This is a genomic window from Xanthomonas sp. NCPPB 3442, assembly GCF_056725145.1.
This window is the reverse complement of sequence record NZ_CM161514.1, coordinates 2777776-2790230: the sequence shown is the minus strand read 5'-3', so window position 1 is coordinate 2790230 and position 12455 is coordinate 2777776. Positions and strand designations below refer to the sequence as shown.

The 12455-nt window shown below is 63.9% G+C and carries 12 protein-coding genes; 7 read left to right on the top strand and 5 right to left on the bottom strand.

Going from position 1 to position 12455, the window contains the following annotated elements; genetic code table 11:
* Nucleotides 1–64 precede the first annotated feature (64 nt).
* Both AC1POX_RS12140 and AC1POX_RS12135 read right to left on the bottom strand, forming a co-directional pair.
* On the bottom strand, nucleotides 65–889 hold the full coding sequence (locus tag AC1POX_RS12140) for an alpha/beta fold hydrolase (RefSeq protein ID WP_218502927.1): 825 nt from the start codon (nucleotides 887–889) through the stop codon (nucleotides 65–67).
* A 770-nt stretch (nucleotides 890–1659) separates the two neighbouring features.
* Entirely contained in the window at nucleotides 1660–2994 is a 1335-nt protein-coding gene (locus AC1POX_RS12135) for an Nramp family divalent metal transporter (protein ID WP_218488425.1), read from the bottom strand.
* 141 nt (nucleotides 2995–3135) lie between these two features.
* Here AC1POX_RS12135 and mntR point away from each other — a divergent pair, with 141 nt between their 5' ends.
* The 3 genes from mntR (at nucleotide 3136) to orn (ending at nucleotide 4771) form a co-directional block, all read left to right on the top strand.
* Nucleotides 3136–3603, top strand: a complete 468-nt coding sequence (mntR, locus tag AC1POX_RS12130; RefSeq protein WP_011347418.1) for a manganese-binding transcriptional regulator MntR — start codon at nucleotides 3136–3138, stop codon at nucleotides 3601–3603.
* A complete protein-coding gene (tadA, locus tag AC1POX_RS12125; RefSeq protein ID WP_008577150.1) occupies nucleotides 3600–4115 on the top strand; it encodes a tRNA adenosine(34) deaminase TadA in 516 nt (171 codons plus the stop codon). The genes mntR and tadA overlap by 4 nt, the downstream gene beginning before the upstream one ends.
* 71 nt (nucleotides 4116–4186) lie before the next feature.
* A complete protein-coding gene (gene orn / locus AC1POX_RS12120) occupies nucleotides 4187–4771 on the top strand; it encodes an oligoribonuclease (RefSeq protein ID WP_008577153.1) in 585 nt (194 codons plus the stop codon).
* Between the two features lie 221 nt (nucleotides 4772–4992).
* On the opposite strand, the gene AC1POX_RS12115 is transcribed toward orn, so the two are convergent.
* The gene (locus AC1POX_RS12115; protein WP_008577156.1) at nucleotides 4993–5985 is read right to left on the bottom strand and encodes a mechanosensitive ion channel family protein; all 993 of its coding nucleotides are present in this window, start codon (nucleotides 5983–5985) and stop codon (nucleotides 4993–4995) included.
* On the bottom strand, nucleotides 5985–8363 hold the full coding sequence (gene ppsA, locus AC1POX_RS12110) for a phosphoenolpyruvate synthase (protein WP_372356211.1): 2379 nt from the start codon (nucleotides 8361–8363) through the stop codon (nucleotides 5985–5987). Before ppsA ends, AC1POX_RS12115 begins: the two co-directional genes overlap by 1 nt.
* A 142-nt stretch (nucleotides 8364–8505) precedes the next feature.
* On the opposite strand from ppsA, the gene ppsR reads away from it, so the two are divergent.
* The 3 genes from ppsR to AC1POX_RS12095 all read left to right on the top strand — a co-directional run bounded on the left by ppsR (nucleotide 8506) and on the right by AC1POX_RS12095 (nucleotide 10584).
* Complete coding sequence (ppsR, locus tag AC1POX_RS12105) at nucleotides 8506–9327, top strand: posphoenolpyruvate synthetase regulatory kinase/phosphorylase PpsR (protein WP_003482830.1); 822 nt, start codon at nucleotides 8506–8508, stop codon at nucleotides 9325–9327.
* A 188-nt stretch (nucleotides 9328–9515) separates the two neighbouring features.
* Nucleotides 9516–10025, top strand: a complete 510-nt coding sequence (locus AC1POX_RS12100) for a DUF1249 domain-containing protein (protein ID WP_008573198.1) — start codon at nucleotides 9516–9518, stop codon at nucleotides 10023–10025.
* 70 nt (nucleotides 10026–10095) lie between these two features.
* Nucleotides 10096–10584, top strand: a complete 489-nt coding sequence (locus AC1POX_RS12095) for an NUDIX hydrolase (protein WP_057682200.1) — start codon at nucleotides 10096–10098, stop codon at nucleotides 10582–10584.
* A 361-nt stretch (nucleotides 10585–10945) separates the two neighbouring features.
* Here the strand turns inward: AC1POX_RS12095 and AC1POX_RS12090 are convergent, their stop codons facing one another.
* Entirely contained in the window at nucleotides 10946–11704 is a 759-nt protein-coding gene (locus AC1POX_RS12090; RefSeq protein ID WP_218196085.1) for a 3-hydroxybutyrate dehydrogenase, read from the bottom strand.
* Nucleotides 11705–11788: 84 nt separating this feature from the next.
* Between AC1POX_RS12090 and AC1POX_RS12085 the strand changes: the two genes are divergently transcribed.
* Nucleotides 11789–12451, top strand: a complete 663-nt coding sequence (locus AC1POX_RS12085) for a CDP-alcohol phosphatidyltransferase family protein (RefSeq protein WP_011347422.1) — start codon at nucleotides 11789–11791, stop codon at nucleotides 12449–12451.
* The last annotated feature ends 4 nt before the right edge of the window (nucleotides 12452–12455 follow it).

Here is a 12455-nt window from a genome sequence, read left to right as displayed (position 1 = left end):
CTAGCGCCAGATCAAAAAGGCCGGCTCTGTCGAGCCGGCCTTTCGCCGATCCATCCAACTTCGGTCAGGCTTTTGCGAACGCCAGCAGATCCTTGTTGAACTGGTCCGCATGGGTCACGGTCAGGCCGTGCGGCGCGCCGGCATAGACCTTCAATTCTGCATTCTTGATGATCTTGGCCGACATCTTGCCGGACGCATCGATCGGCACGATCTGATCGTCGTCGCCATGGACCACCAGCGCCGGCACATCGATCTTCTTCAGGTCGGGCGTGTAATCGACTTCGGAAAATTCCCTGATGCAGTCGTACTGACCCTTATGCCCACCCAACATGCCCTGCAGCCAGAACGCATCGCGCATGCCCTGGGTGACCTTGTGGCCATCGCGGTTGGCGCCGAAGAACGGCGTGGTCAGGTCCTGATAAAACTGCGAACGATCCTTGGCCACACCGTCACGAATGCCGTCGAACACGCTCATCGGCAGGCCGCCCGGGTTGGTCGGGCTCTTGACCATCTGCGGCGGCACGGCGCCCACCAGCACCACCTTGGCCACGCGCTTGCTGCCATGGCGGCCAACGTAATGCGCCACTTCGCCACCGCCGGTGGAATGGCCCACCAGGATCGCATCCTTCAGATCCAGCGCCTCGATCACCGCGGCCAGATCGTCGGCGTAGGTGTCCATATCGTTGCCGTCCCAGGTCTGCGACGAACGGCCGTGGCTGCGGCGGTCATGGGCAATCACGCGGAAGCCGTGCTGGCCCATGAACAACATCTGCGCATCCCAGGCATCGGCGCTGAGCGGCCAGCCGTGCGAAAACACGACCGGTTGGCCCTTGCCCCAGTCCTTGTAGAAAATGTTGGCGCCGTCGGGACGTTTGACGAAATTGGACATCTGCTTGACTCCGTGAGTGGACGAGTGGGGCGAGGAGGTGGATGGCATGCGCGTGGCCGCGGCAGCGCTGGCGAGATGTGGCAGCGATAACGCTGCCACGGCTGCCGTGCCGGAAATGAGAAAGTGGCGGCGCCCGGCATCGGCCGGATACGCCTCGAACGGATCCATAAGAACTCCTGCAGGCGAGGGCATGCAGCCCGACGGTCGCATGCGCGCGTTGGCGCGTCATGCAAGGCATGCCTACGCAGCGCAAGGCCACTGCAGGCAAAAGACACACCGGTGCATGCGCCAAGTAGAGCGCGTGGGGCACGAGGCAGATTGCACATGCGTGCGCAGTGCGCGAACTGGCGCAGAATGTGGTCGATTCGAGCGATGCGCAGGCCGTAATGGAAGAAACGTATACATGCGCACAGCGCTGGCGACGGGCTCAAGCGGTAGCGTGATGTTTCGCTCTTCAATCACCTCACCGAGCACCTGTCTGGTGCGGTGTGCTCACCGTTGGCGGCATGGATCCCGACATCGAGCCTACATGGGAGGTACTTGCGGCGTGTCCTGCGAGCGGCGAGGGCACCGCCACCTCGAGTCAGTCGAGTCTGCTGCAGAGAGCGTGTCCAGCCATCATCGCAGGACACGCTGGGTAAGCTCTCAAGCATCACCAACAGCGATGGTGCGCGTTGAAGGGAAGAAAGCGCGACGTCGTCTTCCAGCTGTCCGGGCGATGCGAAACAATTGATCGAACGCCGGTGCAACACCCGAGCCGATGCCGCATCTCAATGCAGCGCGGTATCCCACAGCAGCTTCAGATTGAGGCATACGATCACCGCCGCGATCACCCACGCGATGCGTACCAGCCACGCTGGCGCTACCAGCGCGCCCATCAATTGCCGGTCGGACACGAAGCGCACCAGCGGAATCACCGCAAACGGCAGCTGCATCGACAACACCACCTGGCTGAGTACCAACAACCGTGCGGTACCGGCTTCGCCATACAGCCAGGTCACGATGACCACCGGCACGATGGCGATACCGCGGGTGAGCAAGCGCCGTATCCACGGCGGCAGGCGTAATTGCAGGAAACCTTCCATCACGATCTGCCCGGCCAACGTTGCGGTCACGGTGGAGTTGATGCCCGAGGCAAGCAGCGCCACCGCAAACAGCGTCGAGGCCAGGCCGACGCCCAGCATCGGCGCCAGCAACGCATGCGCCTGTTCGATCTCCTGCACGTCGGTGCGGCCCTGCGCATGGAACACCGCCGCAGCCAGGATCAGGATCGAGGCATTGATGAACAACGCGAACATCAACGCCACGGTGCTGTCGGTGACCGCCCAACGCAGCGCCGATTTCCGGCCGACATCGGTCCGCGGATACGCGCGCGTCTGCACAATCGAGGAATGCAGATACAGGTTGTGTGGCATCACCGTCGCCCCGATGATGCCGATCGCCAGATACAGCGCCTGCGGGTCGGTGACCACCTGCGCACGCGGAATGAAACCGCCCAGGATCGCCGCAACCGGCGGTGCGGCCAGCGCGATCTGGATGCCGAAACACACGAAGATGATCAGCAGCAGCGCGATCACGAAGGCTTCCAGCGCGCGGAAGCCGCGGTTCATCAGTAGCAACACCAGCACCACATCCACCGCGGTGATGATCGCGCCCATGGTGAGCGGAATCCCGAACAACAGCTTCAACGCAATCGCGGTACCGATGACCTCGGCCAGATCGCAGGCGATGATGGCCAGTTCGCAAATGCCCCACAGCGCCAGGTTGACGCCACGCGGATAACGCACGCGACAGGCCTGCGCCAGATCCAGCCCGGTCGCGATGCCCAGCCGCGCCGACAGGCCTTGCAGCACGATCGCCATCAGGTTCGACAACAGGATCACCGACAGCAGCAGGTAGCCGAACTGCGAGCCGCCGGCCAGATCGGTAGCCCAGTTGCCCGGGTCCATATAGCCCACCGACACCATGTAGCCCGGTCCTAGGAAGGCCAGCAGGCGGAACCACCAATGGCCGCCCTTGGGCACGGAGACGCTGGCCTGGTGGTCGCCCAGGCCGCCGTTGGCGGTGGCTGGCGATGGCGCTGAGGCGGCGGTGTTGGCGGACATGCACTCGGGTCACAACGGGGTCAATGCATCATATAGCAGTTGCTATGCTGTTGAGCATTGGCAATTTGAATCGTATTGATCTGCCGTGTGCTTCAAACTATGCGCCCGGCATCGACGCCGGCGACGATGACGAGGACGAGGGTGGGCAAGAGCGAAAAGGTGGAAGCGGCCGCGCCGGTCCTGATCGATGCGCAGGTGCACATGGAGAGCTTCCGTCAGGTACGCGAAGCGCGCCGCGCCGAGCTGGTCGAAGACTACGTGGAGCTCATCTCCGATCTGCTGGTGGATGGCGGCGAGGCACGCCAGGTCGATATCGCGGCGCGCCTGGGTGTGGCGCAGCCCACCGTGGCCAAGATGCTCAAGCGGCTGGTGCGCGATGGGTGGGTCGTGCAGCGCCCCTACCGCGGAGTGTTCCTGACCCCGGCCGGCGAGGCGCTGGCCGCCTCCAGCCGGCAGCGCCACCAGATCGTGGAGCGCTTCCTGCTTGCGCTTGGCATCGACGAAGCCACCGCGCGCCGCGACGCGGAGGGCATCGAACACCATGTCAGCGAAGCCACGGTTGCCGCGTTCGCCGCGTTCCTGGACCGCCAGGGCGGTGCGGCCACGTGAGTGTGCCCATCGATGCGCCGACCGAAACGCCGTACGCGGCGATCGATGAGCACTGGATGCGGCATGCCTTGCAGTTGGCCGAGCGTGCCGAGCGCGACTATGACGAAATCCCGGTCGGCGCGCTGCTGGTCGATGCGCAAGGCAACGTGCTTGGCGAAGGCTGGAATTTCAATATCGCCAGCCACGATCCCAGCGCGCATGCCGAAATCGTGGCAATGCGCGAAGCCGGGCGCCGCCTGGCCAATCACCGCCTGATCGGCTGCACGCTGTACGTCACCCTGGAGCCGTGCGCGATGTGCGCGATGGCGATGATTCATGCGCGGATCGCGCGCGTGGTGTTCGCCGCCAGCGATCCCAAGACCGGCGCCTGCGGCAGCGTCTTCGACCTGCTTGCCGACCCGCGCCACAATCATCGCGTGCAGGTGTGCGGTGGCGTGCTTGCGGCCGAGGCGAGCCTGCGGCTGACCAATTACTTCAGGGCCAAGCGCGGCAAGCCACCACTTGCGCCCTGAGCGACGTGGCCGCGGTATGATGCGCGCCCTCTTCAGCATCCGGCCGGCGACGGCCTCCACAGGACGGCGACATGGCAGAGAACCTTGCAGGCAACGACCGACTGATCTGGATCGATCTGGAAATGACCGGCCTGGATACCGATCGCGATTCCATCATCGAGATCGCCACCATCGTGACCGATGCGCAGTTGAACGTGCTTGCCGAGGGGCCGGAACTGGCCATTGCGCATCCGCTGGAAACCCTGGAAGCGATGGACGAATGGAACCGCAATCAGCACCGCCGTTCGGGTCTGTGGCAGCGCGTGCTCGACAGCCAGGTGACCCACGCGCAGGCTGAAGCGCAGACGGTGGCATTCCTGAGCGAGTGGATCCGTGCCGGCGCCTCGCCGATGTGCGGCAACTCGATCTGCCAGGATCGCCGCTTCCTGCACCGTCAGATGTCGCGCCTGGAACGCTATTTCCATTACCGCAATCTGGACGTGTCCACCATCAAGGAACTCGCGCGACGTTGGGCGCCCTCGGTGGCGAACGGGTTTGCCAAGAGTTCGGCGCATACCGCCCTGAGCGATGTGCGCGATTCGATCGACGAGTTGCGCCACTACCGTCAGTTCATGGGTGCGCTCGGTGGCGATGCTGCGGCGGGTGTGGAGGGCTGAGCGTTGGCCACGGCGTTGTTGCAGGGTGTTGGCGTGTCGCCGGTGTCCCATTCCAATGGCACGCAAGCGTGCGCCAGTCGACTCCTCAGCCGACTGCGCGGGGTGCAGGTCACTCGATGGCGACCCATCCAACAAAAGCATCCGACAAGAAAGGCATCAACAAAAAAGGCCGCATCGTTCGATGCGGCCTTTTCTGCCTTTCCATCACGCCATTGTGTACGTCAGCGCGCCAACGAAGGCCCCTTGCTCAGGTCGCCATCGTCTGCGATGCCTTTCAGCAACAGGTCGGAGATCGGCTTGCCATCGGCATCGTGGTGATACACGTGCAGGTCGCGCTGCGGGTAGGGGATGTTGAGTCCGTTTTCCAGCAACTGGTTGCGGATCTGCTCCAGTGTGGTGCTCTTGGCAGCGCCGAAATTGCCGTTGGTCGCATACGCGAACAACATCAGGTCCACCGTACTCTCGCCCAGGTTGGTCACCTGCACGAAGGGTGCAGGCGACTCCAGGATGTTCGGGTTGTCCTTGGCGATCTGCAGCAACAGCTGCTGCGCCTTCTTCAGATCGTCTTGGTAGCCCACGCCGACCGTCACTTCCAGGCGGCGGTTGGGCAGGGTGCTGTAGTTGACGATGGGGGCGGTGGTAATCGTGCTGTTTGGCAGGGTGATCATGCGTTCGTCGAACGAACGGATCCGGGTCTGGAAGATCCGGATCTCGTCGACGATGCCTTCCTGCCCGGCGATCAACACGTGGTCGCCATCGCGCATCGGCCGCAGCACGATCAGCATCACGCCTGCGGCGATGTTGGACAGCGAATCCTTCAGGGCAAGGCCGACCGCCAGGCCTGCTGCGCCGAGCACTGCGATCAGTGAGGTCGGTGGCACACCGATCTGACTCAATGCGCTGACGAAGACCAGCACCAGCAACAACGCGTACATCACGTTGCGCAGGAAATTGGTCAGTGTGATCTCGACGCGTGCGCGGGTGAGCGCGCGGTGCAACCACTGGCTGAGTTGCCGGGCCAGCCACATGCCGACCACGACGATCAGCAGTGCCACTCCCCAGTTGACCGCGTACTGCGCCCACGGAATGGCGGCCCAGTTGAATGCCGGCTCGCTGGTCGCGGCGGGCTTCGCGGCTGCCGCTCCTGCTGCAGCAACCGGTCTTGCAGCAGCTGCTCCTGCAGCTGCTGCCCACATCGCACCCATCAGTCCCATCAGCCCTCGCTCTTGAGCTTGGCCAGACGCAGCCAGGTGTCGACCACGGTGTCGGGATTCAACGACACCGATTCGATTCCTTCCTGCATCAGCCACTCGGCCAGTTCCGGGTGGTCGGACGGCCCCTGGCCGCAGATCCCCACGTATTTGCCCTTGGCGCGCGCCGACTTGATCGCCATCGACAGCAGCTTCTTGACCGCCGGGTTCCGCTCATCGAACAGGTGCGCCACGATCGAAGAATCGCGGTCCAGGCCCAGGGTGAGCTGGGTCAGGTCGTTGGAGCCGATCGAGAAGCCGTCGAAGATCTCCAGGAACTCGTCGGCCAGCAGCGCATTGGACGGCAGCTCGCACATCATGATGATCTTCAAACCGTTCTCGCCTTGCTTGAGCCCGTTCTGCTCCAGCACTTCGATCACCTTGCGGCCTTCTTCCAGCGTACGCACGAACGGGATCATCACCCAGAGGTTGTCCAGGCCCATCTCGTTGCGCACCTTCAACACCGCCTTGCACTCCAGCGCGAAGGCCTTGGTGAAGGACGGGTCGACGTAGCGGCTGGCGCCGCGGAAGCCGATCATCGGGTTCTCTTCATGCGGCTCGTAACGCGAACCGCCGATCAGGTTGGCGTACTCGTTGGACTTGAAGTCCGACAAACGCACGATCACGGTATTCGGCGCGACCGATGCGGTCAGCGTAGCGATGCCTTCGGCCAGGCGGTTGACATAGAAGCTGACCGGATCGCCATAGCCGGCGATCTTGGCGTCGATCTTCTTGCGGACATCGGCATCCTGCTTGTCGTATTCCAGCAGAGCGTTGGGATGCACGCCGATGTGCGAGGCGATGATCATTTCCAGGCGCGCCAGGCCGATGCCGGCATTGGGCAGCTGGCCGAAGTCGAACGCGCGTTCCGGGTTGGCGACGTTCATCATGATCTTCAGCGGGGCAGGCGGCATGTTGCCCAGATCGGTCGTGGTGCGCTCGAACGCCAGCTTGCCTTCGTAGATAAAGCCGGTGTCGCCCTCGGCGCAGCTGACGGTAACTTCCTGGCCGTCCTTGATCACGGCGGTGGCATTGCCCGATCCGACCACGGCCGGCACGCCGAGCTCACGCGCGATGATCGCTGCATGGCAGGTACGGCCGCCGCGGTTGGTGACGATGGCCGAGGCGCGCTTCATCACCGGCTCCCAATCGGGATCGGTCATGTCGGCGATCAACACATCGCCAGCCTGGACACGATTCATGTCGTCCAACGAACGCACCACGCGTGCCACGCCGCTACCGATCTTGGCACCGACCGCGCGGCCTTCGGCCAGGATCTTGGCGTCCTTGGCTTCCAGCGCAAAACGTTCGATCTGGGTCGCATGGCTGCGCGACTTCACCGTCTCCGGACGCGCCTGCACAATGAACAACTTGCCGCTGACGCCATCCTTGGCCCACTCGATATCCATCGGGCGGCCGTAATGCTGTTCGATCACCAACGCCTGCTTGGACAGCTCATGCACGTCTTCGTCGCTGATCGAGAAGGTGTTGCGCAGTTCCACCGGGGTGTCTTCGGTGCGCACACGCTCGCCGGGCACGTCCGAATAGACCATGCGGATGGCCTTGCTGCCGAGCGAGCGGCGCAGGATTGCCGGCTTGCCCGCGGTCAGCGTGGGTTTGTAGACGTAGAACTCGTCCGGGTTGACCGCGCCCTGCACGACCATTTCGCCCAGACCGAAGCTGGAGGTGACGAACACCACGTCGCGGAAACCGGATTCGGTGTCAAGCGTAAACAAGACGCCTGCCGCACCTACCCCCGAGCGCACCATCAACTGCACGCCGGCCGACAGGAACACGTCTTCATGCTTGAAGCCGTGGTGCACGCGATAGGCGATCGCACGATCGTTGTAGAGGCTGGCGAACACTTCCTTGACCTTGTGCACCACATCGTCGGCGCCGGTCACATTGAGGAAGGTCTCCTGCTGGCCTGCGAACGAGGCGTCCGGCAGGTCTTCGGCGGTTGCCGAGGAGCGCACGGCCACGGCAACGTCACCGCCGCCGTTCTCGGCGCACAACTGGGCGTAGGCGGTGCGGATGTCGCGGTCCAGTTCCGGCTGCAGCGGGGCATCGATCACCCAGCCGCGGATTTCCTTGCCGGCCAGCGTGAGTGCATTGACGTCCTCGACATCCAGCGTCGCCAGCTTGTCGAAGATGCGCTTGGACAGATCGTTGTGTGCGATGAAGTCCTTGAAAGCTTCCGCGGTCGTCGCATATCCACCGGGAACCGAGACGCCCAACCCAGCCAGGTTGCCGATCATCTCGCCAAGTGAGGAATTTTTACCGCCTACGCGGGCCAGGTCGGCCAGGCGTAGCTCATGCAACCACAGGATATTCTCGTTCAAGCGCGATGCTCCGTAAGGCCATCGCCCGAGCGGGCTGAATGGCCGCGACCGTAGGAAGAAGCCGCTATGATGCAGTGCACAGCGGAGCCTGCACAAGCATGAATCCGTAAGTTTTGGACACCAGTTCAAAGAGGTGGTCTTGATGTCAACAATTCGGCCGGTGTTTTACGTCTCCGATGGAACCGGTATCACCGCTGAAACGATTGGGCATAGCCTGCTCACGCAGTTCAGCGGTTTCAACTTCGTCACCGACCGCATGTCGTTCATCGATGATGCAGATAAAGCGCGCGACGCCGCCATGCGTGTGCGCGCCGCAGGCGAGCGGTACCAGGTGCGGCCGGTCGTGGTCAATTCGTGCGTCGATCCACAATTGAGCATGATCCTGGCCGAAAGTGGCGCGCTGATGCTGGATGTGTTCGCGCCCTTCATCGAGCCGCTGGAGCGCGAGCTCAATGCGCCGCGTCATTCGCGTGTGGGCCGCGCGCATGGCATGGTCGACTTCGAAACCTATCACCGCCGCATCAACGCGATGAACTTCGCGCTCAGTCACGACGATGGCATTGCACTCAATTACGACGAGGCCGATGTGATCCTGGTGGCAGTGTCGCGCGCGGGCAAGACCCCGACCTGCATCTATCTGGCCTTGCATTACGGCATCCGCGCCGCCAACTATCCGCTGACCGACGAAGATCTGGAAAACGAGCAGTTGCCGCCGCGGTTGCGTAACTACCGCAGCAAGTTGTTCGGTTTGACCATTGATCCTGAGCGGTTGCAGCAAATTCGTCAGGAGCGGCGCGCCAATTCGCGCTACAGCGCGGCAGAGACCTGCCGGCGCGAGGTCGCGATCGCCGAGCGCATGTTCCAGATGGAGCGCATTCCCTCGCTCAGCACCACCAATACCTCGATCGAAGAAATCTCCAGCAAGGTGTTGTCCACCCTGGGCCTGCAACGCGAGATGTTTTGATCGGGGATCAGGCGTGGTCGCCGGCCCGCCGGTCTTGCGAGCGTGCGCATCGGACGGAGAGCGACCGGTGCGCTTGCGGCGGCGGCTGTGGGAGCAAAGCGGGCGGGGCAGTGCTCCGCCAAGGTAGGCCTGCCGTTGGGCCCTCGTCAATGCTGCCCGTGCGGCGGCGCAGCGTGTAGGATCGGTCCATGGCGCAAGCACTGAGCAAACTCGAACGCATTCCCAAACTGAGCCGCTTCGGCTGGCTGATGGGCTTGTATGCAGAAAACTTCCAACATCTGACCCGGCTGTTCGCCCCGGCCGATCTTGCGCCGGGCTCGTACGTGTCCTCGATCGGCGATGGCCTGAACCTGCGGCTGGACGTGATCGAATGCCACCGCTACACGGTGGAACTGCGCCTGACCTACGACCTGTGCGACCCGGTCACCGGCGAGCCGGACCCATCGGCGTATGTGCGGCTGTACCGCGATGCGCGCCAGGCCGAGACCACGCATTGCTATGTCGGTCGGCGCTGGCAGGACGTGATGGGCATGTTCCCGCCGCCGGCCGAGCTGATCAGCCACCGCATGCGCATGAATACGTTCCTGGGCAAGTGGCTGGAGTACCTGGCCGAACGCGGCCACGGCGTTGCGACCCTGCGCCTGGATACCGATCACGTGGCACCGCCGCGCCCGAATCCGCAGGCCGCCGTCGGCTGAGCTGGCGTTACCGCCGCGTGCGGCGTGCCGCTTCGGTCATACTGATGCGCTTCGTGTCAGATCGCATGCCATGCCCTATACCCCGATTGTCGCCACGCTCGGCTACCTGTTGTCGCCGGACGGCACCCAGGTGCTGATGATCCATCGCAATGCCCGTCCCGGCGACCAGCATCTGGGCAAATACAACGGCCTGGGCGGCAAGATGGAGCCGGACGAAGACGTGCTGGCCTGCATGCGCCGCGAGATACGCGAGGAAGCCGGCGTCGACTGCGGGCAGATGCAGCTGCGCGGCACCATCAGCTGGCCCGGCTTCGGCAAGCAGGGCGAAGACTGGCTGGGCTTCGTGTTCCTGATCCACAGCTTCGACGGCACGCCCCACACCTCCAATCCGGAAGGGACGCTGGAGTGGATCGCGATCGAGCGGATGGACCAGGTGCCAATGTGGGAAGGCGACCGCCATTTCCTGCCGCTGGTATTCGATGGCGACCCGCGCCTGTTCCACGGCGTCATGCCGTATCGCGACGGGCGCATGCAGTCGTGGACGTATTCGCGGATCTGATCGCTGCGCGTGCACAACGCGATGGGGGACGTGTCGCCGACACCGTTCCGGCAGCTACCCAACCGAGCCCGACTGCTGTAGGTCGACGTCCTCGACGTGCGATGGGGGAAGCGGAGCAGCGCTTCCCATCCGATCGGCGAGCCGTGCCGGCTCGCAGCGCAGCACCAATTCCAGCCAGGCTCAACCGTCCGGAGTTGAACATGGAACGTTGAAGAGCCTTTCGGCTCTCTAAGGAACGGAAGGCCTCACCCAGTTCTCCACACCCCCTGTGGATGGACGCTGCGCAAGTCTGTGGACAAGTGCGCGCACCCCTTGCGCCATCTGGCATGCGCGACGCCTGGTCAAAATTTCGCCAGCGTGATCATTGGGCCGTCCAGCCGCCGTCGATGGCGATGGCTTGCCCGGTGATGTTGCGCGCGGCATGCGACATCAGAAACGCCACCGTGCCGGCCAGCTCGTCATACTCGATGAAGGCGCCCTTGGGCATCGGCTTGAGCATCACATCGCGCACCACCGCGTCCTCGGCGATGCCGCGGGTGCGCGCCTGATCGGCGATCTGCCGCTCCACCAGTGGTGTGCGCACATAGCTGGGGCAGAGCGTGTTGACGGTGATGTCGCAATCGGCGGTTTCCAGCGCGATGACCTTGGCCAGGCCGACCAGGCCATGCTTGGCGGCGACATACGCACTTTTGTATGGGCTGGCCACCAGCGAGTGGATGCTGCCGATATTGAGGATGCGGCCATAGCCGGCTGCACGCATGCTGGGCAGCACGGCGCGACTGAGGCGTGCGGCGCCGGTGAGCATGACATCCACCAGCAGCGCCCACTGCTGCATCGGGAACTCCTCCAGTGTGGCCACATGCTGCAGGCCGGCATTGTTCACCAGTACCTGCGGGGCGCGTGATGCGTTGGCCAGTGCCTGCGCAATGCTGTCTGCATCGGTCACGTCCAACGCCAGCGCCTCGGCCGAGGCGCCTGCCTGGCGCAACGCCTCGGCCGTGCGCTCGGCGTCCGCCAGCTGCACATCGCTGACGAGCAGATGATGGCCATCGGCCGCCAGTTGGCTGGCGATACCGGCGCCAATGCCGCTGCCCGCGCCGGTGATCAGGATGCTGCGCATCGGATGTCCTCGTGAAGTGGTGCGCGGCCGGGAGCGGTCACGCGGATCGCCAGCCTAGCCGAGTGCAGCGAAACGGTCGCCTGCATGGCGCGCGCGCGTTACCCTTTGCGCCTTGCTCACCTCAGGCTCCGCATGAAACGCCATTTTTCGATGCTGCGCGATTTCCAACTCGCGGACTGGTTCACGCTTGCCAACGCGTTCTGCGGCACCGGCGCGGTGTTTGCGGCCATGCGGTTCCTGCAAGAGGGGCATCGCGGCGATCTGCTGCTTGGCATGGCCTTGATCCCGCTGGCGTTCGTGTTCGATGCGCTGGACGGGCACGTGGCGCGCTGGCGCAAAGCGTCTTCCACGCTGGGCCGCGAACTGGATTCGCTGGCAGACGTGATCTCCTTCGGCGTGGCGCCGGCGGCGCTGGGCTACGCCTGCGGCATGCGCGGCGGTTGGGACTGGCTGGTGCTGAGCTACTTCGTCTGCTGCGGGGTCAGCCGGCTGGCGCGCTACAACGTCACCGCCGAAGAGATCGCTGGCGAGGCCGACAAGGTGCCGTATTTCGAAGGAACGCCCATTCCGACCAGCCTGGTATTGGTGATCCTGCTCGCCGTTGCCGCCAGCAGCGGGCATATCGGCGACACCTTGTGGTGGGGGCAATGGCAACTGGGGCCGTGGCAGTTCCATCCGCTGGTGCTGCTGTTTGCGGTGTCCGGCTCGCTGATGATCAGCAAAACGCTGCGTATCCCCAAGCCCTGAGCGG